This window comes from Mesorhizobium sp. M0019 (assembly GCF_040323975.1).
GTDB lineage: Bacteria > Pseudomonadota > Alphaproteobacteria > Rhizobiales > Rhizobiaceae > Mesorhizobium.
This window is the reverse complement of sequence record NZ_JAMYVK010000048.1, coordinates 1-22,260: the sequence shown is the minus strand read 5'-3', so window position 1 is coordinate 22,260 and position 22,260 is coordinate 1. Positions and strand designations below refer to the sequence as shown.

21 protein-coding genes are annotated in these 22,260 nt (G+C 62.8%); 3 read left to right on the top strand and 18 right to left on the bottom strand.

Going from position 1 to position 22,260, the window contains the following annotated elements; all coding sequences use genetic code 11:
- Positions 1–1,332: 1,332 nt before the first annotated feature.
- The 14 genes from NKK47_RS27320 to rpoZ all read right to left on the bottom strand — a co-directional run bounded on the left by NKK47_RS27320 (position 1,333) and on the right by rpoZ (position 15,379).
- On the bottom strand, positions 1,333–4,032 hold the full coding sequence (locus tag NKK47_RS27320) for a DUF2339 domain-containing protein (protein ID WP_352578935.1): 2,700 nt from the start codon (positions 4,030–4,032) through the stop codon (positions 1,333–1,335).
- 84 nt (positions 4,033–4,116) lie between these two features.
- A complete protein-coding gene (locus NKK47_RS27315; RefSeq protein ID WP_023677761.1) occupies positions 4,117–4,392 on the bottom strand; it encodes a PaaI family thioesterase in 276 nt (91 codons plus the stop codon).
- Entirely contained in the window at positions 4,389–5,177 is a 789-nt protein-coding gene (recO, locus tag NKK47_RS27310; protein ID WP_352578934.1) for a DNA repair protein RecO, read from the bottom strand. The genes NKK47_RS27315 and recO overlap by 4 nt, the downstream gene beginning before the upstream one ends.
- A gap of 117 nt (positions 5,178–5,294) precedes the next feature.
- Entirely contained in the window at positions 5,295–6,383 is a 1,089-nt protein-coding gene (locus NKK47_RS27305; RefSeq protein ID WP_352578933.1) for a porin, read from the bottom strand.
- Positions 6,384–6,744: 361 nt separating this feature from the next.
- Positions 6,745–7,449, bottom strand: coding sequence for an antitoxin Xre/MbcA/ParS-like domain-containing protein (locus tag NKK47_RS27300; RefSeq protein WP_352578932.1), 705 nt, complete (start codon positions 7,447–7,449; stop codon positions 6,745–6,747).
- Positions 7,450–7,818: 369 nt separating this feature from the next.
- Positions 7,819–8,745, bottom strand: a complete 927-nt coding sequence (era, locus tag NKK47_RS27295) for a GTPase Era (protein WP_023677765.1) — start codon at positions 8,743–8,745, stop codon at positions 7,819–7,821.
- Entirely contained in the window at positions 8,742–9,467 is a 726-nt protein-coding gene (rnc, locus tag NKK47_RS27290; protein ID WP_023677766.1) for a ribonuclease III, read from the bottom strand. Before rnc ends, era begins: the two co-directional genes overlap by 4 nt.
- Positions 9,468–9,471: 4 nt before the next feature.
- The gene (gene lepB, locus NKK47_RS27285; RefSeq protein WP_023677767.1) at positions 9,472–10,221 is read right to left on the bottom strand and encodes a signal peptidase I; all 750 of its coding nucleotides are present in this window, start codon (positions 10,219–10,221) and stop codon (positions 9,472–9,474) included.
- Positions 10,222–10,298: 77 nt separating this feature from the next.
- A complete protein-coding gene (acpS, locus tag NKK47_RS27280) occupies positions 10,299–10,712 on the bottom strand; it encodes a holo-ACP synthase (RefSeq protein WP_023677768.1) in 414 nt (137 codons plus the stop codon).
- On the bottom strand, positions 10,709–11,290 hold the full coding sequence (locus NKK47_RS27275; RefSeq protein WP_023677769.1) for a DUF2062 domain-containing protein: 582 nt from the start codon (positions 11,288–11,290) through the stop codon (positions 10,709–10,711). The genes acpS and NKK47_RS27275 overlap by 4 nt, the downstream gene beginning before the upstream one ends.
- Before the next feature lie 230 nt (positions 11,291–11,520).
- Positions 11,521–11,901, bottom strand: a complete 381-nt coding sequence (locus NKK47_RS27270) for a VOC family protein (protein ID WP_023677770.1) — start codon at positions 11,899–11,901, stop codon at positions 11,521–11,523.
- A 13-nt stretch (positions 11,902–11,914) separates the two neighbouring features.
- A complete protein-coding gene (gene pyrE, locus NKK47_RS27265) occupies positions 11,915–12,493 on the bottom strand; it encodes an orotate phosphoribosyltransferase (RefSeq protein ID WP_023677771.1) in 579 nt (192 codons plus the stop codon).
- 144 nt (positions 12,494–12,637) lie between these two features.
- Positions 12,638–14,866 (bottom strand): RelA/SpoT family protein, encoded by a 2,229-nt coding sequence (locus NKK47_RS27260; protein WP_352578931.1) that lies wholly within the window; start codon positions 14,864–14,866, stop codon positions 12,638–12,640.
- Between the two features lie 111 nt (positions 14,867–14,977).
- Positions 14,978–15,379, bottom strand: coding sequence for a DNA-directed RNA polymerase subunit omega (gene rpoZ, locus NKK47_RS27255; protein ID WP_023677773.1), 402 nt, complete (start codon positions 15,377–15,379; stop codon positions 14,978–14,980).
- Positions 15,380–15,657: 278 nt separating this feature from the next.
- Here rpoZ and NKK47_RS27250 point away from each other — a divergent pair, with 278 nt between their 5' ends.
- Both NKK47_RS27250 and NKK47_RS27245 read left to right on the top strand, forming a co-directional pair.
- On the top strand, positions 15,658–16,239 hold the full coding sequence (locus tag NKK47_RS27250) for a LabA-like NYN domain-containing protein (RefSeq protein WP_023677774.1): 582 nt from the start codon (positions 15,658–15,660) through the stop codon (positions 16,237–16,239).
- Positions 16,236–16,913 (top strand): uracil-DNA glycosylase, encoded by a 678-nt coding sequence (locus NKK47_RS27245; RefSeq protein WP_245274739.1) that lies wholly within the window; start codon positions 16,236–16,238, stop codon positions 16,911–16,913. The genes NKK47_RS27250 and NKK47_RS27245 overlap by 4 nt, the downstream gene beginning before the upstream one ends.
- Positions 16,914–16,943: 30 nt before the next feature.
- Here NKK47_RS27245 and NKK47_RS27240 read toward each other — a convergent pair whose 3' ends face one another.
- The 4 genes from NKK47_RS27240 to dapA form a co-directional block, all read right to left on the bottom strand.
- On the bottom strand, positions 16,944–17,465 hold the full coding sequence (locus NKK47_RS27240) for a hypothetical protein (RefSeq protein WP_352454369.1): 522 nt from the start codon (positions 17,463–17,465) through the stop codon (positions 16,944–16,946).
- Positions 17,466–17,571: 106 nt separating this feature from the next.
- Entirely contained in the window at positions 17,572–18,300 is a 729-nt protein-coding gene (locus NKK47_RS27235; RefSeq protein WP_352578930.1) for a GH25 family lysozyme, read from the bottom strand.
- A 106-nt stretch (positions 18,301–18,406) separates the two neighbouring features.
- On the bottom strand, positions 18,407–18,886 hold the full coding sequence (gene smpB, locus NKK47_RS27230; RefSeq protein ID WP_023768487.1) for an SsrA-binding protein SmpB: 480 nt from the start codon (positions 18,884–18,886) through the stop codon (positions 18,407–18,409).
- A 25-nt stretch (positions 18,887–18,911) separates the two neighbouring features.
- Entirely contained in the window at positions 18,912–19,793 is an 882-nt protein-coding gene (dapA, locus tag NKK47_RS27225; RefSeq protein ID WP_352490891.1) for a 4-hydroxy-tetrahydrodipicolinate synthase, read from the bottom strand.
- A gap of 326 nt (positions 19,794–20,119) precedes the next feature.
- Between dapA and NKK47_RS27220 the strand changes: the two genes are divergently transcribed.
- Entirely contained in the window at positions 20,120–22,159 is a 2,040-nt protein-coding gene (locus NKK47_RS27220) for a lytic transglycosylase domain-containing protein (protein WP_352578956.1), read from the top strand.
- Positions 22,160–22,260: the final 101 nt, after the last annotated feature.

The window sequence follows — 22,260 nt, the reverse complement described above, 5'->3', positions numbered from 1 at the left end:
CCCGGTCACCCAAGCATCTGAATAACGCTGCCAGCGGCAGGTTTATTCCCGGCAGGATTGAGAGGCAAACAGAATCCCTCCCATCGCGAGCGACGCGACAAAGACCCGATATCCCGCCTTGGCACGTGCCGGAAGGCGCAGCGATCCAGAATCGAGCCGTCGAGTTCCTTCGCACACCCTCTGGCCTGCCGCCGCAAGGGGGGAGATTGGCGGTTTCGGCGACAGCGCCTTTTCTGCATCCCTGGAAAATTGGCGAAGGCAGTAATAACAGCGATCTCCCCGCAAGTGGGGGAGATGTCCGGCAGGACAGAGGGGGCGCTGTCCAGGGCGCTGTCCCGCCGACATTGCCATCGGCAGATACGCAATGTTTGATCGAAAGGAGCCAGAATCGGGATGGGGTGAACCTTGCGGTTCCTCCCCTCCCACACTACCCAGCATACGGGTCCGTACAGGGCGGTTCGGCTGGTTATGCGGCTTTGGCAGGAGCCATGGCCGCCGGGCTTTCGGAAACGGCGTTCGCCGCACCGGCTTCGGTCCCTGCCCCGAGACGGTTGCGGGCTTCACCCGCTCCCACTTCAGGCTTCAGGGAAGGCTAGCTCCAGCTGGATTTTCCGCCGCATGGCCAATGCGAGAACTCCGTCCTACTCGTCCTTCCAAACCGTTCGGGCCTTCGCCTCCGCGGCAAGCCCGGCGACTATTATGCCCTCTGCTGACTTCTGCACCGCGATCGGCGCGCCTCACGGCGGGCCCAGGCCGGAATCCCGGACACGGCACAGCTCTCCCAAGGTAAGATCGACCGCCTTCCCCGCACACCCGCCAGATTTACCACCCCGGCCCTTGATGACCTTGGACTTCGCGGTCATGTGCCCGCTCGTCCGGCCGGGTAGGCCTCATATCCGGTTCTTGTCCATCGGGTCGCGGTTTTGCTCCACACTTCCTTCAGACCCCGCCTCACGACGACGCCCTTGTGCTTCGATAACCCTTCGCCGCCATCAGGCTGGGTAGAGGACTTGCACCTCCGAGCTGTCGATCATGCTCGGCACACACAAAAAACCCGCCTCGGCGGGCGGGTCGTTGGAGCCAATTGGCACCATACCTAAATTAATACCATAGTTGCCGGCACAAAGCAAGAACAAAATACGTTGCGACCGGCAAAAAATGCGAATTCGCTTCGCCCTGTTCGCCTTTGAGGCCGCGTTCCTTCGCGCCCCCCTCTGCCCTGCCGGGCATCTCCCCCACAAGTGGGGAGATTGGCAGCTTCGGCGACAGCGCCTTTTCTGCATCCTTGGAAAATTGAGGAAGGCCGTGACTCCAGCGATCTTCCCTGATCCCTTAGGCCTCCCTCGCGGCCCTTGTCAGCAGCCGCTGATAAAACAAGCCGATGCCGATGAGCACCGCGCCGAGGCCGATGAAGGACAGCGCCCGCAACACACCTTCCAGCTCCGACATGTCGAAGACGAAGACCTTAAGCACGGCGACCGAGATCAGCGCCGCCGACGCAATGCGCAGCACCTGCGACCTCAGCCAGACACCGGCGGTGAGCAGCACCACGCCGATGACCAGCCAGAGCGCCGAATAGGTATAGGTCTCGAGTTGGCCGAGACCGCTCCACAGCCCGATGAACTCGCCCTTGAACAAGCGCCTGACCGACAGCGTGGCATAGGCGAAGGCGAGCACCGCCGCCATAACCGCCAGCATGGCCGCATACCATTTCGGCCGCTTGTCGCGGGTATAGAGCGCCAGTGCGCCTGTCGCGACCGCCGGCAAGAGGTAGGCGAGCAACAGAAGGTTGAACACCGGAATGCTGCCGGTCGATTCGTCCGTCAGCAAGGGGTTCAGCGCCAGAAAATGCTGGAGGACGATGAAGGCGACCGAGACCACGCCCGCTGCAATCGAGCCGTAGCGCAGCACCGAGCTTGGCGAGCGCATGTCAATGGCGACCAGGATGGCACCGGCACCGATGGCGATCAGCGTGTAGATCGCCTGTTCGGCAAGTGTCGCAGCAGCCGTATCGATGACGCCGCCATGCATGGCATGGCGCACCAGCATGGCAACGGCGAGCAGAGCAAACAGCGCGGCGCCGGCCTCCATGGCGAGGCGCGGCCGGCCATTGGTGGTGCGGGCGAGTTGCCAGGCGGCAAAGCCGAAGGCGAGCGCCGGCACGCCATATCCAAGCAGCAGCCAGTTGAACACCGGCGTCTTCGACAGGAACTCGGCACCGACGATGGTCGGGTCGAAGGCAGCGCGGCCGAGCACTGCAATCACCGCACCAACGGAAATCCAGCCAAGCACCGGATAGCTGCGCCAGCGCGTCGCCAGCGCCGGCACGACGGCGGCTGCTCCGAGCAGGATGGTTGTCCAGCCGGAACCAAAGGCCATGTGCAGCATCAGCAGGCCGGCAATCGCCGCCCCGCCGAGCGCGAAGGAGACAGCAGTGCCGCCGGTTAGCGGCGGCGCTTCGCCGCGCGCTATCCACTCGCCGCCGGCGACGAAGACGCCGACCAAAACGGCTGCGACCGCCGCATAAGCAAGGTCTCGGTCGAGATTGCCGAAGGTAGACCAGAGCGCCAGCAGGATGACCAGTGGCGCGACAGCGCTCCAGGCCGCCCATGCGGCGGCGCGCAGCCAGCCAGCGGCCGCAAAACGGCGCGCCGCCCAAAAGCCGGCGCCGATGAAGACCAGGCCGAGCGCGATGCCGACCCTGAGCATCAAGGCATCGGACGCCACGACCGGCATGCCGTCGACGCCGAGAGCGCCACCCGAAAAATCGGAAGCGATCGTGGTCGGCGGAATGATGCCGAGATAGACCAGTACCGTCGCCAGCCCGGCGGCGTGCAGCAGTGCAAGCGCCCGCGGCCGGTAGAGCGCCACCGCCACCAGGGCTGCGACAAGGGCGGCCCCCGGCAATGCACCGCGGATGGCGGCGAAGGCCGGATCGACAAACAGGGCCAGCGCCGAAAGGCCGACGAAGAAGCCCGGCGCGATCGACGGCCAGTCGAAGCCGCTGCCGGCGACCGCTTCGTCGCGGCGGCCAAGCCAGACGAAGGCGAGCACGGCCAGTGTCACCCCGTCGATAAAGAGGATGACGGCAAGGTTCGCCCCCGGCGCGTCGGTCATGTAGAAGATGGTCCAGATGCCCGTGGCGACGAAGGCTGCGGCCATCAAAAGCCTCCAGTCGCGGATGCGGGCAATGACGCCGGTGGCGGCGAGCACAATCGCCAGATAGCCAAACAGCGCCCACGGATTGGGCGCCTGCGAGGCGACCAGCAGCGGCGTCACCATGGCACCGAGCAGGCCGACGCCGGCCAGCGCCTGACCGTGGACCAGGCTTGCCGCGATCGTCGCCACCCCGATGGCGCCGAGCAGCGTGAAAGCGAGCGTCGGGCCGATGAAGCCGTAAATGCTGTACGCGGCGTAGACGGTACCGAACAGGATGAAAGCGCCGGCCGCCGTCAGGATCGCCGGGATATAGGCACCGGCGGCACCTTGCACCGGCACCCTGAAGCCGGTGCGCCGGATGAACTCGCCGCCGGCGACCAGCACCAGCCCGAGTGCCGCCGCCATGACAAGCCGCACGCGTGGCCCGAAAATGCCGGCCTCGATGGTGTAGCGGATCAGAAACAAGCCACCCAGCGCCAGCGCGATGCCGCCGACCCAGACCGCCCAGCGGGTACCGAGCGCCGTTTCGACGTCGGACTGGCGAGCTGCCTTCGCCGCTGCCGCCGGTTGCGCCGACTCCGGCGCGGACGGCGCCGTTGTATCGGCATCGGCCTCTGTAGCTGACACGACCGCTGCGGTCCGTGGCGATACGGCCATGTCGGCTGCGGCCGCAAGCGGGATTGCGGCATCCGCCGGTTTGCTGTCGTTTGCAGCCGGTTCCTTGGCTTGCGGCGGCAGCGCAGGCGTGCCCGAAAGCACAAGGCTGCGCAAGGCGCCAAGCTCGCGCTCGATCAGGCCGATGCGGCTCTGCTGGCGTGAAATGATGACGAACAGCACGATGATGGCGACGAGGCCAATCAGGCTTTCAAACATGGCGGTTCCCCCAAACCAGGCCAGTTGTCACTGACATTCAATGTTCAGTGACATTCAAATGCGGCGGCCAAACGGCCGGTCCATTCAACGTGCCGCCAGATTGGCCGGAAAGATCGAGCATGTTTCGGTGCCGAAAGCCAGCAGCTTGCCGTTGGCGTCCTTCAGCGCCGCTTCCGAAACCGTTAGCGTGCGGCCCTTGTGCACCACTTTGCCCTCGCACACCACCTCGCCCGTCCTTGGCGTGATCGGCCGCGTCAAATTCACTTTGAACTCGGCCGTCGCATAGGCCTCGCCCACCTGCGAAATGGTGCCAAGGCCGAGCGGCGAAACGTTTTCGGGATCAGGTTCAACTTCGCTCATCTGGTGGTTTCCCCGGTGGCGGTTTCCCCGGCGCTTGCCTTGCCGGATTCATGGCCGGGTGAATGATGCCTGCGCAAGGCGGCGAGAAACCCGGCGCGGGCGCCGGGAGGCTCGATGCCGCGCGGTTCGTAGACATGGCGGGTCAAAAAGAAGCCGGTCAGCCGGAAGGCGTCCTCGATCGCCGCCGGATCGGCGCGCAGCCCGGAGCCGCGCTGCAGGAAGGCAGGCAGCGCCAGCATCTTGTCGCGCCACGGCGCGCCCGCCGCCCGCGACACGGCGCGGCCGGATTTCGGCGAGACATAGGCAAGGTCCTGCCTGGTGCCGGTCGCCGCACACTGGCTGAGATCGAGGCCGAAACCGAGTTCGTCGAGTACCAGCAGCTCGAAGCGGGCCACCAGCTCGCCGGCGGCATCGGCATCGTCGAGATGAGCGATCATCACCGCAAGCGTCTCGTAAAGGCCGCCATGGGCGTCACGCTCAGGCAGAAGACGCAAATGCGCGGCCATCGTCTGCAGGCCGTAGACGGCAACGGCGCTGTCCATCAGCCGGGCGGCGTTCATCTCGATAGCCTCGACCTGGAAGGTGCCGAGATGCTCGTCGAGCCGCGCCCGCCACAACAGGTCGACGCGATTGCCGGGCTGCAAGACAGGCTGCTGTTTGCGCGAACGGCCGCCGCGCACGAGACCGAGATGGCGGCCATGCGCGCACGTCATCACCTCGAGAATGGCGCTGGTTTCGCCATGCTTGCGGGTGCCGAGAATGATTCCCTCGTCGCGCCATTCCATGACGAGAGCTTGTCACCGGTTGGATGGCGAAATCAAGATGTGCGACGTATCCGCCGCCAAACCAAAACGGCCCGTAGCGTATCGCTACGGGCCGTTTTTTGCGAGATCGTCGTTTGATCAGAACGAGCGCTGGAAGCGGAAGATGCCGCCGATTGTGTCGGCATCGTCGGCATCGAAATTGTCGTAATAATCGACTTCGGCGGTGATCGTGTAACCAGGAACGATGGTGTAGGCGACATTCGCCGCAACGGCGAAGTCTTGGTCGTCGGTATAGGAGACCTGGGCGTTCAAAGACGTCTTCTTGTTGACGGCATAGCTGCCGCCGCCCCAGACGGCAAAGTTGCCAGTCCACGGCTTGTAGAAGTTCTTCGCGACGTTGTCGTCGCTGCCGTAGCCCGCCATCACGAACAGGGTCAGGTCAGTAATCGGCTTGACGTCGAGGCGAGCTTTGCCGGCCCATTCTTCCGACGTGCTGTTATAGGCGCCGACCGCAGTGATCGCACCCCAGTCGCCCTTGTATTTCACGCCGCCGACGACAAACGGAACGTAGCTGTCGATCGACTGGTCAGCGCCGGAGCCCGTTTCGACCGAGGCGACTGCCGTAAAGCCATTACCGCCGTCGAAATAGTAACTGATCAGGTTGGTGTCCTTGGTGCCGTAAGGAATGATAGTGTCCTGGACGACGCTGCCGGCGTAACCGATGAACGAATCATAGACAGTTTCATCCTTACCGACGCGGAAACCTCCAAGCTGGATCCAGGCGAAGTTCAGGGTAACCGCCTTGTTGTCCTGCACGCTGAAATCAACACCGCTCACGGTGTGTTTGGTATTGCCGAAGTTGAAACGGGTCTCGGTATAGGTCTTCAACGTGCCGAGCTCGGTTTCCTGGCCGGTCCACGTCTTCAGATTGAAGCGGGCATTCTTGTTCCAGGTCTGCTGCTCGTCACCGTCCAAAAGGTCGTGTGTCGTCGCGCCATCGAAAACGCGGCCGGCGTCGCCGAAGCTGGCGTCATAGCGGACATAGCCGCCGATGCGCAGGCAGGTCTCGGTGCCGGGAATGTAGAAGTAGCCGGCGCCGTAGACGTCGCAAATCTTGACGTATTCGGCGGGTTCCGGCTCGGCGACCACAACAGCGTCGGCGGCGCGCGCACCGGAGACCGCGACGAATGCCGCGGCTGAGCCGAGAAGAAGGCTCTTGATATTCATTTTCTGACCTCTCCAGTCAAAGTTAAAAATGGCTTTGGATTCATGGGTTGAACGGCTGAACGCCTCACCCACGTCGAAAAAGGCGCGCACCGCACCCCCTCTTCAGGCGGCGAACATACTCATCCGCATTCCAGTCTCAATTACGATTCCAAAAATAATCAATGTTTGCATAACAGAATAAATCCATGTTGCACAAATATCACTTCATATTTGTTTCACATTTGCCATCGGCACAAACGAGACACTGTCACAATTGTACAAAAATATACTTATGCCATTAGCCGGCAAACCGATCGGCACCCGACATACATTCCTTCTACGTGTTCTTTTTTGGAATAGACTTCTAACGTTGGCAGCGAGATCAAGCCGACCTCGCCATCCCTGCGTTCTGTGCGGCAAGAAAGACTTCCGCCACCAGATCCCGTTTGAGCATTTCAATGGGAATACGTCCGGCGAGGCCGGGCGCGGGGCCGATCAGCCACGACCAGGCATGCCGTGGATCGGGCATCGCGGATAACACTTCCTTGATACCCGGCGCCGGCCTGCCGTCGATGAACTGGGCCAGGGGAAACACATGTTTGCGGCCACCGGTGCGCAACGCAACGACCGTGCCGCTCCGCTGCCAGCGATGCAGGGTCGAGCGCGATATGCCGAGATTTTGCTGCAGGAACGTCGACCCGGCGACCCGACCGGCCCAGTCCTCGACCCGCATCGAGTCGAGGTCGCCCGTTCCGGCCAGGCGTTGGATGTCTGCCCCTTGGCCTTCGTGCGCCGTCGACAGATGCGTCCGGGCACGGCGTTCCGCCGCTTCGGCTGCCAATATCCGCACGAAACGCGACGCCATGCCGGGTAATCTTTCCTGCATGGTGTCGATCGCACTGATGTCGGTCGGCGCAAGCAAAGCGACGGCGGCGGCAACGGCGCCGGCGACCCTGCCCGCTGCAACGACTGCATCGCTGTTCGTCACCTTGCCTTGCCGCGCCAGCACGCGCTCGATCTCAACAGCGACGGCGTTTGCAAACTCGATCTGACGGATGGGGTCGATGCGATTCCAAGTCCTGGTCATGTCCTGATCTGGCTGCTTGCCCGCCTGTTCCGGTTTGCTCGGAAGCGGGTCTTTCGCACAGCCTATAGGCAGGGTGTATGACGGAGAGACGACAAACGGTAACCATGCTCGATCGCAGTATCGGCAGGAGTTCCAGCCGGTCAGCTGGCCTGTTTTGCATGAAGTATCGGAAATTTCTCAGAAACCGCTCAGGATTTCCCGTCGCGCCGGTACCCCCAAGGAACGGGTCGGCCCGAGATGGCCGGCGCATGGCCTCCCGGAATGATTCGGCCGGCTGTTCAATATGCAAGTCGACCAATCGGGCAGCCCGGCGACCGCTCAGAATCCTGAGGCGGCCAACAGGCCGCTCTGCGGATCGCCCAAACAGGCTCAGTGCGGAAATTCGAGCCCCATTTCACGGTAGCGCTCGGGATCGTCGCCCCAGTTCTCGCGCACCTTGACGAACAGGAAGAGGTGCACCTTCTGCTCGAGTATGCCTGCGATTTCCATGCGCGCGGCCTGGCCGATGGCGCGGATCGTCTCGCCCTTATGGCCGAGCACGATCTTCTTCTGGCTGTCACGCTCGACATAGATTGTCTGGTCGATGCGCACCGAGCCGTCCTTCTTCTCTTCCCATTTCTCGGTCTCGATGTGGGAGGAATAAGGCAGTTCCTGATGCAGCCTGAGATAGAGCTTTTCGCGGGTGATCTCGGCCGCGAGCTGGCGCATCGGCAGGTCGGAGATCTGGTCCTCCGGATAGTACCAGGGGCCGGCCGGCAAGGTCTCGGCGAGATAGTCGAGCAGGTCCTTGCAGCCGGACCCGGTCAGCGCCGAAACCATGAAGGTGCGCTTGAACGGCACCCTTTCGTTGGCTGCCGCCGACAATGCCAGCAACGTCTCGTGCTTGACCCGATCGACCTTGTTGAGGATCAACACCATCGGCTGCCGGACATCCTTCAGCCGCTCGAGGATGGCGTCGGCATCGCCCCGGATGCCGCGCTCGGCATCGATCAAGAGCAGCACGATATCGGCGTCCTTGGCACCGCCCCACGCTGTGGTCACCATCGCGGTGTCCAGCCGGCGCTTCGGCTTGAATATGCCCGGCGTGTCGACGAAGACGATCTGCGCGTTGTTGTGGGTGGCAATGCCGCGCACGATAGCGCGCGTGGTCTGCACCTTGTGCGTCACGATCGACACCTTGGCGCCGACCAATTGGTTGACCAGCGTCGATTTCCCCGCATTGGGCGCGCCGATCAGCGCGACGAAGCCGGAGCGGGTAGCGGGAGCTTCTGTTGCCGGAGCTTCGGTGGCGGTCATGCGGCACTCCCTTGATCGAGCCAGACGCCTTCCCGCTGCAGAAGTGCCGCGGCTGCAGCCTGCTCCGCCTCGCGCTTGGAGCGCCCGCTGCCGGTCGCCGGCGGATAGGCGCCGACCTTGACACTGACGGTGAACAGCGGATCGTGGTCCGGTCCCTCGCGGCTGTCGATTATGTAAACCGGCACTGCGCCTGCCGCCTGATGCGCCCATTCCTGGAGTTCGGTTTTCGCATCGCGACGGGCGGCGTCAATGGCTTGCGAGCGCGGCTGCCAGTATCTGTGGATGAAGGCACGGGCCGCTTCCAACCCTCCGTCGAGATAGAGCACGGCGATCAGCGATTCCAATGCATCGGCGCGCAGATTGACGCGCTTGCGCCCGTCGAGGCCGCGTACGTCCGAACCGGCGCGAATAAGTTCCGGCAGGCCGATCTCCTCGGCAATTTCCGCCAGGGCTTCAGCGTTGACCAGAGCGTTCAATCTCAGCGACAGCTCACCCTCGGCGGCGTCGGGAAATGCCGCCAGCAGCATATCGGCAACGACAAGGCCGAGAACGCGGTCGCCCAGGAATTCGAAACGTTCGTAGTCGATGCCGGCGTGACTGCCGCGAGCGCTGGCATGGGTCAGCGCCCGCTGCAGGCGCTGATGGTCGCCAAAACTGTGGCCGGTGCGCTCCCTGAGCGCCTCGGCGAGCGCATCGGCGGTCAGCCGTTTCGTCGCCGCCATGGCCCTAATTGACGAAATCGAACAGGCGCGAGGCGCGCATCAGTGACGGCCATTTCCAGATTTCGAGCGGGCTGGCGCTGCCGCCGATCGAGAAGAAAATGAGGTTGGCGCGGCCGACCAAATTCTCGTCCGGCACGAAGCCGACGGTGAAGCGGCTGTCCGACGAGTTGTCGCGATTGTCGCCCATCATGAAATAGTGACCGGGCGGCACCTTGAACTCTTTGGTATTGTCGCCGATCGAAGCCTGCGTCAGGTCGAGCGTGTCGTAGCTGACGCCGTTCGGCAGCGTCTCGCGATAGACATCGACCGGCCCGTTCTCCTCGGTGATGTCGCGGTTGTCGATCTGCCCGACCTTGACGCGCGGCACGCCCACGTCGTTGATGAAGAGCTGGCCATCCTTGACCTGGATCTTGTCGCCCGGCAGGCCGACGACGCGCTTGATATAATCGACAGAAGGATCCGGCGGAAACTTGAACACCACCACGTCGCCGCGCTTCGGCTCTGAGCCCCAGATGCGGCCCGAAAAGATGTTCGGCCCGAACGGCAGTGAATAGCGGGAGAAGCCGTAGGACCACTTGGTGACGAAGAGATAGTCGCCTTCGAGCAAAGTCGGCCGCATCGACCCGGACGGGATCGAGAACGGCTGGAACAGGAGCGTGCGGATGACCAGCGCAAGCAGCAGGGCCTGGACTATGACGCTGACGGTTTCGCCAAGTCCGCCGGATTTCTTCTGGGTTTTTTCAGCCACGCTCATGTCGTCCTCGATTGTGCGTTGGATGGTATAGAGTCTCGGCGCGCGCTGGGCAACGTCATGCCGGTGGTCAGATGCAATCAATGTGGCGCTTCTTCGACCGGCAACGCTTCAATGATCACAAAGGCTTGAGCGAGCGGAAAATCATCGGTGATGGTGAGGTGGAGCACCGCGCGGTGCCCTTCAGGCAGAATTTCGTCCAGCCGCGCTGCCGCCCCATTGGTCAGCGCCATGGTCGGCTTGCCGCTGGCCAGGTTGACGACCCCCATGTCGCGCCAGAACACACCCTGCGCCAGACCGGTACCCAATGCCTTGGCGCAGGCTTCCTTGGCAGCGAAACGCTTGGCGTAGGAGGCCGCACGCGCCGCGCGGTTTTCGGAGCGCGCCTGTTCGATCTCGGTGTAGATGCGCTGGATGAAGCGTTGGCCATGGCGTTCCAGCGACTTCTCGATGCGTCTGATGTCGATGAGGTCGCTGCCGATACCGATAATCATTCGGCAGGAACTTCCGGCCCGGTTTTTCCAGCCTTTGCCGCTCTTTCGGCCAGCCGCTTGCGGCGCTGCTCGTGGAAAGTGACCATGCCCCAGCGGGTGATACCGTAAAACAGCAGGCCGAAAACCAGGCCGAGCGGTATTGCGCCGATCGTCATCGGCTTCAGCACCGGTCCCCACAATTGCGCAAAGGAAAGATTATGCAGCATGTCGCCGAGATGCGCGGGCGGGCCATGCGCCGGCAGGTGTTCATGCAGGATCAGCTTGCCGACCTCCCAGGAGGCGGCCCATAGCAGCGGAAAGGTCAGGGGGTTGCCGAAGACCGTGCCGAGTGCTGCCGCGACCAGATTGCCGGCGATCAGCCAGCACAGGATGGCAGCAATGATGAAGTGAAAGCCAAGCGGGAAAAACGACGCGAATACGCCCGCCGCAACACCGGCGGCCACGGCATGCGGCGTGGCCCTAAGCCGCAGGATGCGTTTGGAAAAATACCGCAGCGAGCGCGAGAACGAGCGGCGCGGCCACAAATAAGTACGCACCCGCTCGAAAAAACCATCAGGCTTGCGCCGTCGAAAAAGCACTCTGTTCCTGTTCCTAGTTCCATCGATGGCTTCACGCCGGCCTTTCCAGCCAGGCGCGACAGCCTATGCTGCGCTCTGCGGTCGCCGAAAAGCAACTACGACTTTGATATAGCGATGCGCTGGCCGAAGAACAACGAGGCCGAGGGCATCCGCTCGGTGGCCGGTCGCGCCAGCCTTGGGTATCGCCGTTCTGAACAGGGCATGATCGCGGCGAATTTAAGGAGCGTCACTTAGGATCGATATTCGCTGACCTCGACGAGGTTGCCGTCCGGATCGCGGAAATAGACCGACATCATCGCGCCCCGGGCGCCGACACGCTCGACCGGGCCGACCTCTATCACCACACCATTGGCGGCGAGGTTGGCACATATCTCGGCGAGCGGCCGGGCAGCAATCAAGCAGAAATCTCCGGAGCCCGGCGTCGGCGCCTTGGCCTTCGGCTCGAAGGTACGCCCGACCTCATGCACATTGATCTTCTGCGTTCCAAACAGCAGCGCCGTTGGTCGGTCCGGCTCGTCGAGGCGCTTGAAGCCAAGCACCCGCTGATAGAAGGCGCAGGTATCGTCCACCGAACGAACTGTCAGCACGAAATGATCGATGCCGGCAATCACGGAAGCGCCTCAGTCATATATTGCGGCTGCCCGGCTTGATCGCCGGTATGGCGGCGAGCTCGGGCGGCAGCCTGTCGGCCGGATAGGCCGGAACTTCATATTCGGCGAGCGCGATCAGCGGCACGCCGACATCGGTCTTGCCGGCCGAGCGGTCGATGATGCATGCGGCGGCAACGACTTCGGCGCCAAGGCCGCGCAGGCAGTCGATGGTCTCGCGGATCGACAGGCCGGTGGTGACGATGTCCTCGACAATGACAACGCGCGATCCCTTGGCGATCTCGAAACGGCGCAGCCTGAACTCGCCCCCTTCCCGCTCGACCCAGATCGCCGGCGCACCAAGATGGCGCGAGGTCTCATAGGCCGGGATCAGCCCGCCGATCGCCGGGCCGACGACGTAGTCGATTCTGCCGGGCACGCCAGTGCGGATCTTTTCGGCGAGCGCCTTGCACAAGCGCTCGGTCTTGTCGGCATGCATGAAAACGCGCGCCTTCTGCAGGAAGACCGGGCTGCGCAGGCCCGACGTCAGGATGAAATGCCCTTCGAGAACGGCGCCGGCCTCGCGGAAAATGCCCAGCACTTCATCGGTGTTCATCGTTCACTCCATGTCCATGGTGAATGGTGAATGGTAGTAGGGTAGTGAGAGCACCCTCTTTCACTATTCACTATTCACTATTCACTATTCACTATTCACTATTCACTATTCACTATTCACTGTTCACTGTTCACTGTTCACTATTCACCCATTCACGCGCCTTGCATCGCTGACGCTCGAATTGTCCTTTAGCTGCGACAGCAGCCGGTTCAAGTGCTTGAGGTCCCACACTTCAAGATCGATCAGCATTTCGGTGAAATCGGGCGCGGTGCGCACCATCGACAGAGTGTGGATATTGGCGTCGTTGGATGCGACGACCTGTGCAATGTCGGCCAGCGAACCCGGCGCGTTGATGGCGGTGACCGAGACGCGCGCCGGGAACCGCTCCTTGGTGCGCTCGTCAATATCCCAGCGCACGTCGATCCAGCGCTCGGGCTGGTCGTCAAAGGCCTGCAGCGCCGGCGACTGGATCGGATAGATGGTGATACCGGTTCCCGGCTGCACGATGCCGACGATGCGATCGCCTGGCACTGCCCCCTCCGGTGCGAAGCGCACCGGCAGATCGCCGCGCACACCGCGGATCGGCACCGCGTCGTCGCGCGGCTGGTTCTTGTCCTTGCGTGCGGCGCGGCCCGGAATCTGGAACAGCATGCCGGCGGCGTTGCGGATCTTCGACCAGCCCTCCTCGCGCTGCTTGGGCGCGACCAACGTGACACGCTCGTCCTTGTAGTCGGGAAACACCGCCTTCATGACATCGGTGGAGGCAAGTTCGCCTCGGCCGACCGCGGCCAGTACATCCTCGATGTCCTTGCGCGCCAGCCGGTGCAGCACCGGCTTCAGGCTTTCCTTGGTGAAGGTCTTGCCAGAGCGTTCGAAGGCGCGCTCCAGAATGCGGATACCGAGACCCGAATATTGCTTGCGAATGGCGTTCTTGGTGGCGCGGCGGATGGCCGAGCGTGCCTTGCCGGTAACGACCACCGATTCCCACGCCGCCGGCGGGACCTGCGCCTTCGAGCGGATGATCTCGACCTCGTCGCCGTTCTTCAGCTCCGTCATCAGCGGCATGATGCGGCCATTGACCTTGGCGCCGACGCAAGTGTCGCCGACGTCGGTGTGGACGGCATAGGCAAAGTCGATCGGCGTGGCGCCGCGCGGCAGCGCGATCAGCATGCCCTTCGGCGTGAAGCAGAATACCTGGTCCTGAAACAGTTCCAGCTTGGTGTTTTCGAGGAAGTCCTCGGGATTGTCGCCTTCGGCAAGCTGCTCGATGGTGCGCCGCAGCCAGGCATAGGCATTGGTTTCCTTCGAGATCGCATGGGCGGCACCATTCATCTTGCCACCGGTATCCTTATAGATCGAATGAGCCGCGACGCCGTATTCGGCGATCTTGTTCATTTGATAGGTGCGGATCTGCAATTCGACGCGCTGGCGCGACGGGCCGACGATGGTGGTGTGGATCGAGCGGTAGTCGTTCTGCTTCGGCGTCGAGATGTAATCTTTGAAGCGGCCGGGCACCATCGACCAGCTGGTGTGGATGGCGCCGAGCGCGCGGTAACAGTCCTCGACCGTCTCGACAACGACGCGGAAGCCGAAAATGTCGGACAGCTGCTCGAACGACAGCGCCTTGGCCTCCATCTTGCGGAATACCGACCACGGCTTCTTCTGCCGGCTCTTGACCTCGGCCTTGATCGAATATTTGTCGAACAGCGTGGAGAGCGCCTTCTCGATCTCCGACAGCACGCCCTTGTTGCGCTCGAAGATTTCGGCCAGCCGTGCGGTGACGGCGCGGTAGGCTTCCGGATTGATGAAGCGGAAGGCAATCTCCTCCAGCTCCTCGCGCATGCCTTGCATGCCCATGCGGCCGGCCAGCGGCGCGTAGATGTCCATCGTCTCTTCGGCGATGCGCAGGCGCTTGGCTTCCGGCACATGGTCGAGCGTGCGCATATTGTGCAGGCGGTCGGCGAGCTTGACCAGAAGCACGCGCACGTCTTCCGAGATCGCCAGCAACAGCTTGCGCAGGTTCTCCGCCTGCTCGGCCTTCTTCGAGACGAGGTCGAGCTTCTTCAGCTTGGTCAGGCCCTCGACCAGCTTGCCCATTTCCGGGCCGAACAATTCGTCGATCTCGGCCCTGGTCGCCGTGGTGTCCTCGATCGTGTCGTGCAGCAAGGCAACGGCGATCGTCGCCTCGTCCATGTGCATTTCGGTGAGGATGGCGGCGACTTCGAGCGGATGCGAGAAATACGGGTCGCCGGAGGCGCGTTTCTGGTGGCCATGCTTCTGCATGGCGTAAACATAGGCCTTGTTGAGCAGCGCCTCGTTGACGTCAGGCTTGTAGCGCTGCACGCGCTCGACAAGCTCATACTGACGCATCATGGCCGGGATCTCGCAATGCTGAAATGAATCATGCGCCGCACTGGCGTACGGCGCATGTCATAGATAGCCACGAAACTGCCGACGCGAAAGTGTCGGCAGTTGTCGCTAAGATCAATAATCGTCGCTTTTTTCCGGCGGCACCAGGCCTTCGATGCCGGCCAACAGGTCTTCTTCGGTCATGCGATCGAAGGTGACGTTGTCCTCGGCGTCGTCGGCATCGGTGGCTGCAACGGCGCTGCCGGTCTGGTCGGCAATCGCCTCGCCATCGGCTTCCGGCTCATCGACCTCGACATGCTTCTGCAGCGAATGGATGAGATCTTCCTTGAGGTCGTCCGGCGACAGCGTCTCTTCGGCGATTTCGCGGAGCGCAACGACCGGGTTCTTGTCGTTGTCGCGCGGTACGGTGATCTGCGCGCCCTGGCTGATCTGACGGGCGCGGTGGCCGGCCAAGAGCACCAGCTCGAAGCGGTTGTCGACCTTGTCGATGCAATCTTCAACGGTTACGCGGGCCATGAGTTGCCCCTTTCATGCCTGGATTTGATGGAAAACAGGCGCGGTCCATAACCCGAACGCCGCCAAAATACAAGCTTTTATGGCGGTGCGCAGCTCTGACGCGGGCCGCCTGCGACGACACAGCGCCGATCACAATTGCTTGCGGTGCGGCATGGTGCCTTGGATTGCCGTAAAACTGGCGTTATCTCGAACGATGAAGGCCAACAGGTCTATTATCAGACCGGCCGATAGTCGCCACGCATTTAGACGACCGCTTATTTCGAAAAAGGACATTTTCCATGTTCGATCCTCGTGAAAAAATCGCTCTCTTTATCGACGGTGCCAATCTCTACGCCACCTCGCGCGCGCTGGGCTTTGACATCGATTACCGCAAACTTCTGGCGAGCTTCCAGAAACGCGGCTATCTGCTGCGCGCTTATTACTACACCGCGCTGGTCGAGGATCAGGAATACTCCTCGATACGGCCGCTGATCGACTGGCTCGACTATAACGGCTTCAAGGTGGTGACCAAACCGGCCAAGGAATTCACCGACTCGACCGGCCGGCGCAAGATTAAGGGCAATATGGATATCGAGCTGACCGTCGATGCGCTCGAGCTTGCCGATGTCGTCGACCATTATGTCATCTTTTCGGGCGACGGCGATTTCCGCACGCTGGTCGAGGCGCTGCAGCGGCGCGGGCGCAAGGTGTCGATCGTCTCGACCATGGCTTCGCAGCCGCCGATGATCTCCGACGATCTGCGCCGCCAGGCCGACCATTTCATCGACTTGATGACGCTCAAGAATGAAGTCGGCCGCGATCCGTCGGAGCGGCCGGTGCGCCGGCCCGAACCGGCCGAAGTCGACGAGGAAGACTATTGACGGTCGTTGCCTTGACCGCGCCCCTGGTCGTCTCCCCCGAACCCGATCGCGATTGCCCGCTCTGCCCGCGGTTGCACGACTTCATCGCCGAGTGGCGGCGGCGCGAGCCGTCCTGGTTCAACGCGCCGGTGCCGACCTTTTTGCCGCCGGAAGGCGAGGATGCAGTGCGTCTGCTGATCGTCGGGCTGGCGCCGGGCCTGCGCGGGGCAAACCGGACGGGGCGTCCCTTCACCGGCGATTTTGCCGGCGACCTGCTCTACAACACGCTAATCGCGCACGGCTTTGCGCGCGGCGAATTCAAAGCGCGACCGGATGACGGGCTGGAGCTTGTCGGTACGGCGATTACCAATGCGGTGCGCTGCGTGCCGCCGGACAACAAGCCGGTTGGCGCCGAGATAGCGACCTGCCGGACGTTCCTGGTGCCGACGATCGCGCGATTTCCAAATCTGCGCGCTGTGCTGGCGCTTGGCTCGATCGCGCACCAGTCGACCGTGCGGGCGCTCGGCCAACGCGTTGCCGCCTATCCGTTCCGGCATGGTGGGCAGCAGCAGGCCAATGGCATCACGCTGTTTTCCAGCTATCATTGCTCGCGCTACAACACCAATACCGGCGTGTTGACGGAAGCGATGTTCGTCAACGTCTTCAGTCAGATAGAAGCTTTTCTGAAGACATAGAGTCGGACGACGCCCGCCAGGGCACGAGCCCTAGATTCGGGCGATCGCGAACAACCAGGCCAGGAGATCCAGCAACCACAGAAACAGTGCAAGCTGCAGCGCGACGCGCAGGCGTTGGATGATCCGCCAATTGCTGGCCATGTCGGATTTGATGCGCAGCGCAAGCGCTCGGTGCATCCCGTCCAGGGTTGCGGGAGGGTGCTGATCAACGAAGTCCTGGAGCAGCTTCTCTGGATCGAAACGGAACGTATAGTTATAATACGGCCACACCATAATCGCGACCAGCAGCCCGATAAGAAAAAGCAATGTCAGCGCCAGCCAGTCCCAAGGCCCCACGCCATCCAGGAGCGCCCTGCCTCCGAGGAGAGAACTCGCGAACGCGGTTGCGAAGATCAGATTGCCGGCGCGCGTATTGAGACTTTCAACCACGCCCTGCTGATGCTGGAGGCCACGCACCGCCTCCGCATAGACAAATGCCAGGCGGGGGTCGCCGCCGTCCGTCGCAGCAGGCGGGGCGTTGCTGTCATTGGTTGATGAAGGGCGCTCCGGCATCAAATGTACTTAGCACGGCGCCGCCTGCGATCTGAATAGCCACAAGGGAACGCTTCGTCGCTCTGTCTTCGTGCCATCGAGGGTGTTTTGGTGGACAGGAATAGCATCAATCCGACGCTGTCGCTTCAGGCGCTGCGGCAAACAATGCGGCCAGCGTCGCAGGTCCGCCCTGGAGAACATTCAGGTCGACGTCGCCGCTGATGCCGTCGACGCGGCCCCGGTTGTGATACTGCCAGTAGATCCAGTTGTCATGGCCCGGCCGCAGCGCCAGCGAACGCAGCCAGCGCGGGCGGCTGGCTAGCTGCCCGGCATAGGCTTGCGCCGCCTCGTCGGTCACATAGAGGATCGCCGTCTTGCCGAACGCCGCCTCGACCGGGCCGAGGAAGGCGGAAAGCTCGGCGTTCAGCTGTTCGGGGGTTGGCCGCTGCGGGCAATTGCCGCCGAACTCGATGTCTACCACCGGCGGCAGCAAAGGCTGATCGCGCGGCACCACCGAGATGAAGTTGCGTGCCTGATCGGCACCCGGCCTGCAGAAGGTGAAGAAATGATAGGCACCGACGGCAAGGCCGGCGGCGCGGGCCGCGCGCAAATTGGCGGCGAAGGCATCGTCGACATGGTCGCCGCCTTCCGTCGCCTTGATCACGGCGAAGGCGACATCGTCGGCGGCAACACGCCGCCAGTCGATCTGCCGCTGATGATGGGAGACGTCGATGCCCCTGACCGGATATTTGCGGCGGTCCGGAGAAAACGTCTGGAAGTAGGTATAGCCGCCGGCCAGAACGAGGCCCGCCATGAGCAGACCGGCCGCGCCCCATAAGACGATCCGGTTTTTCAAACGAGACCTATCCCTTTTGGTCCGCCCTGCCCGCCGCTATGGCTCCGGGCGTTCGTCGCTCGAAAAGCCAAATCGCTGGCTTTTCCTCCGCTTCGCGGACCGCTCCTCACCCTCGCTCCTTCAGCAGCCGGCCCTTCTCGCGCGACCAGTCGCGCTGCTTTTCGGTCTCGCGCTTGTCGTGCAGCTTCTTGCCGCGGCCAACGGCGAGCAGCAGCTTGGCACGGCCTTGGTCGTTGAAGTAGATCTTCAGCGGCACCAGCGTCATGCCTTCGCGGTCGACGCTTTGCGCCAGCTTGGCCATCTCGCGCTTGTTGAGCAGCAGTTTGCGGCGGCGGCGCGGCTCATGGTTGAAGCGGTTGGCCTGCAGATACTCCGGCAAATAGGAGTTGATCAGCCAGATCTCGCCGCCCTCGACCGAGGCGTAGCTGTCCTGGATATTGGCCTGGCCCTGGCGCAGCGATTTCACTTCCGTACCGGTCAGCACCAGGCCGGCCTCGATCGTGTCGAGCACCTCATAGGAAAACCGCGCCTTGCGGTTTTCCGCAACCGTCTTGTTGTTGGGATCGGCTTTTCTGACTTGATTCATGATGCGGAGAGGTGGCGCCTCATCCTTAGTTTATCAAGCCGGCGTGCTTCATCGCCGCGTCGATCTTTTCGGCGGTCGACGGCTCGACCGTCATTAGCGGCGAGCGCAGCACGTTCTCGACCTTACCCAGTTTCGACAGCGCATATTTCGCGCCGGAAACGCCGGGCTCCATGAAAATCGCCTTGTGCAGCGGCAACAGACGGTCCTGCAGGTCGAGCGCCTTGGCGCTGTCGCCGGAAAGCGTTGCCTCCTGGAATTCAGCGCAAAGCCTGGGTGCGACATTTGCCGTCACCGAAATACAGCCGACGCCGCCATGCGCGTTGAAGCCGAGCGCCGAGGCGTCTTCGCCGGAGAGCTGGATGAAATCCTTGCCACAGGTGGCGCGCTGCTCCGAAACCCGCTCGACCTTGCCGGTGGCATCCTTGACGCCGACGATGTTCTTGAAGTCGTGCACCAATTGCCCCATCGTCTCCGGGCTCATGTCGACCACCGAGCGCGGTGGAATGTTGTAGATGATGATCGGCAGGCTGGTCGCCTTGGCGACGGCGGCGAAATGCGCATAGAGGCCGCGCTGCGTCGGTCTGTTGTAATAGGGCGTGACGACAAGGGCCGCGTCGGCGCCCGCCTTCTCGGCATACTGGACCAGGCCGACCGCCTCGTCGGTGTTGTTGGAGCCGGCGCCGGCGACGACCGGAACCCGGCCCTTGGCGACCTCGATGCAAACCTTGACGACTTGGCGGTGCTCGTCATGCGACAGCGTCGGCGACTCGCCGGTGGTGCCGACCGGGACCACGCCCGTCGTGCCTTCGGCGATCTGCCAGGCGATGAACGCGCGAAAGGCTTTCTCGTCGAAACGGCCGCTCTTTTCGAACGGTGTGACGAGCGCGGTCAGCGAGCCTCTTAGCATGTCGTCCAACTCCTTGGGACTAGCGCATGACCCCGAAAATCGCAGTCGATTTCGGAAAGGATCATGCGCCAATTTAAATTGCTACAGCGTCCTTTGCGCGTCTGAGAAGACGCGCGGCGCTGTAGGTGTTTGTCGTGCGCGCCTTCTAGCCGAAAGCGAAGCGGCGCACCATAGTCTCGACATTGTTGCGCGGCAAGCATTGCGCGAGCAATTGCAATTCGAACGACCTCGATAAGGTTTTCTTTACGGGCCCTTCATCACAGACGAATAGGCTGCAGTTCATCTGTGCCAGTGGTAGCATCGAAGAATAGGAAATGACCAAATCCATGCCGACCAGGCGGCCTCATCTTTTCGCGCTTCTCGGCGCGATCGTTGTGCTGATCCCCGGCGCGGCGATCGGCGGCAGCGTCGATGGGCAGGTCACGTCGGCGATCCCGATGACGGAGCCGCAGAACGATGCACTGCAGCAGTCCCCTTCGCCATCCGCCAGCGTCGCGGCGCTGAAGAGCGGTCTCGATGCGCTGGCGGCAAACGACATTCAGCGCGCGCGCCAGACGCGCGAAGCGCTGCCGGCCAAATCGCTCGATCGGCACATCCTTGCCTGGGCGATTGCGCTCTATGGCGGCGACCAGGTGCCGAGCGGCGACATCGCCGATGCCGCGAAGATGCTGCCGAACTGGCCGGGCACGATCGCCTTGCGCAAGAACAGCGAGCGCGCGCTCTATCGCGAGAACCCCGCGCCACAGGTCGTGGTGCGGGCGTTCGACGGCAGCCAGCCGCTGACCTTCGAGGGCGTGGTGATCCTTGCCCGCTCCTATGTAGCGCTGGGCGATACGAAGGCGGCGCGCTCGGTGCTGTCGCCATTCTGGCGCACCGAAAAGCTCGAAGCCACGGACGAGGCGGCGGTCATCCGCGAGTTCGGCGCGCTGATCCCGGCCGCCGACCATCGCTTCCGCATGGAGCGCATGTTCTATGCCGATCGGGTCGCTTCGGCGCTGCGCGTCGCCGGTCTCGCCGGCGCCCAGCAATTGGCCGATGCCTGGGCGGCAGTCACCAAAGGCGACAAGAACGCGGCCAAGCTGCTGAAGGGGGTGCCGGCAGCGCAGCGGGCGGCCGGCTATCTGTTTGCCGAAGCCGAATATCTGCGCAAGCAACAGAAATTTTCCGACGCCGCCGCGCTGGTGCTGAAGGCGCCGGGCGACCGCGACGCTCTGGTCGATCCGGACGCCTGGTGGGTCGAACGCCGGGTGCTGTCGCGCGAGCTGGTCGACCAGGGCGACATGAAGACCGCCTACAGAATAGTCGCCGCGCATGCCGCCGAAAGTCCCGCCAATGCTGCCGAGGCGGAATTCCATGCAGGCTGGTACGCGCTGCGCGGCCTCAACGACCCGAGCACCGCCGCCAAGCATTTTGCGCAAATCGCGGAGCTCGCCCAAGGGCCGATGTCGCTGTCGCGCGCCTATTACTGGCTCGGCCGTGCCGCCGAACTCGGCGGTCCCGGCAGTGCCAAGGATTATTTCAGCCGTGCCGCCAGCTACGGCACGACCTTTTACGGCCAGCTCGCCGGCGAGCGTGTCGGCCGGCAGACCCTCAACATCGTCTACCCGCAGCCAAGTGCCGCCGATCGCCAGAATTTTGCCACCCGCGAGGCGGTCAGCGCCATCGAGCGGCTGCAGCAGGCAGGCTATGATCGCTATGCCGAAACCCTCTACCGCGACCTTGCCGGGCAGTTGAGCAGCCCCGGCGAACTGGCGCTGCTTGCGATGCTGGCGGAAAGACAAGGCAACCATTTCATGGCGCTGAAGGTCGGCAAGATCGCCGGCGCACGTGGCATCGACGTTGGCGCGCTGTCGCATCCGCTCGGCGTCATTCCCGACACCGCTAACATTTCCGGCTCGGGCAAGGCGCTGGCCTATGCGATTGCCCGCCAGGAAAGCGAGTTCAACATCGGCGCCGTCTCCAGCGCCGGCGCGCGCGGGCTGCTGCAACTGATGCCGGGCACGGCCAAGCAATTGGCGAAGAAGGCCGGCATGACTTTCTCGCAGGCGCGGCTGACCACTGATGCCGGCTACAATGCGACGCTGGGCGCCGCCTTTCTCGGCGAGCAGCTCGGCCGCTTCGACGGCTCCTACGTGCTGACCTTCGCCGGCTATAATGCCGGCCCCACCCGCGCCGCCCAGTGGGTGGCGAAATACGGCGACCCGCGCGGCAAGGACGTCGATGCAGTCGTCGACTGGATCGAGCGGATTCCCTATACGGAAACAAGAAGTTACGTTCAGCGCGTGATGGAGAATTACGAGGTCTACAAGATGCGTATCTCCGGCAAGTACGATATTGTCGGAGATCTGGTGAACGGCCGGGGTTAGCCTTTCCTTCTCCCCTTTGTTTGGACTGGGGACATCGCGAACAGATGTGCGAGGACATCGCGAACAGTTTTGCATGCTATCGCGCCAGGACATTGAGGTCG

What these genes read in the sequence shown, in the direction of transcription:
- NKK47_RS27320 (WP_352578935.1), bottom strand. Translation starts at nt 4,032, where the DNA reads ATGTTTGAAAGCCTGATTGGCCTCGTCGCCATCATCGTGCTGTTCGTC.
- NKK47_RS27315 (WP_023677761.1), bottom strand. Translation starts at nt 4,392, where the DNA reads ATGAGCGAAGTTGAACCTGATCCCGAAAACGTTTCGCCGCTCGGCCTT.
- recO (WP_352578934.1), bottom strand. Translation starts at nt 5,177, where the DNA reads ATGGAATGGCGCGACGAGGGAATCATTCTCGGCACCCGCAAGCATGGC.
- NKK47_RS27305 (WP_352578933.1), bottom strand. Translation starts at nt 6,383, where the DNA reads ATGAATATCAAGAGCCTTCTTCTCGGCTCAGCCGCGGCATTCGTCGCG.
- NKK47_RS27300 (WP_352578932.1), bottom strand. Translation starts at nt 7,449, where the DNA reads ATGACCAGGACTTGGAATCGCATCGACCCCATCCGTCAGATCGAGTTT.
- era (WP_023677765.1), bottom strand. Translation starts at nt 8,745, where the DNA reads ATGACCGCCACCGAAGCTCCGGCAACAGAAGCTCCCGCTACCCGCTCC.
- rnc (WP_023677766.1), bottom strand. Translation starts at nt 9,467, where the DNA reads ATGGCGGCGACGAAACGGCTGACCGCCGATGCGCTCGCCGAGGCGCTC.
- lepB (WP_023677767.1), bottom strand. Translation starts at nt 10,221, where the DNA reads ATGAGCGTGGCTGAAAAAACCCAGAAGAAATCCGGCGGACTTGGCGAA.
- acpS (WP_023677768.1), bottom strand. Translation starts at nt 10,712, where the DNA reads ATGATTATCGGTATCGGCAGCGACCTCATCGACATCAGACGCATCGAG.
- pyrE (WP_023677771.1), bottom strand. Translation starts at nt 12,493, where the DNA reads ATGAACACCGATGAAGTGCTGGGCATTTTCCGCGAGGCCGGCGCCGTT.
- NKK47_RS27260 (WP_352578931.1), bottom strand. Translation starts at nt 14,866, where the DNA reads ATGATGCGTCAGTATGAGCTTGTCGAGCGCGTGCAGCGCTACAAGCCT.
- rpoZ (WP_023677773.1), bottom strand. Translation starts at nt 15,379, where the DNA reads ATGGCCCGCGTAACCGTTGAAGATTGCATCGACAAGGTCGACAACCGC.
- NKK47_RS27250 (WP_023677774.1), top strand. Translation starts at nt 15,658, where the DNA reads ATGTTCGATCCTCGTGAAAAAATCGCTCTCTTTATCGACGGTGCCAAT.
- NKK47_RS27240 (WP_352454369.1), bottom strand. Translation starts at nt 17,465, where the DNA reads ATGCCGGAGCGCCCTTCATCAACCAATGACAGCAACGCCCCGCCTGCT.
- smpB (WP_023768487.1), bottom strand. Translation starts at nt 18,886, where the DNA reads ATGAATCAAGTCAGAAAAGCCGATCCCAACAACAAGACGGTTGCGGAA.
- dapA (WP_352490891.1), bottom strand. Translation starts at nt 19,793, where the DNA reads ATGCTAAGAGGCTCGCTGACCGCGCTCGTCACACCGTTCGAAAAGAGC.
- NKK47_RS27220 (WP_352578956.1), top strand. Translation starts at nt 20,120, where the DNA reads ATGCCGACCAGGCGGCCTCATCTTTTCGCGCTTCTCGGCGCGATCGTT.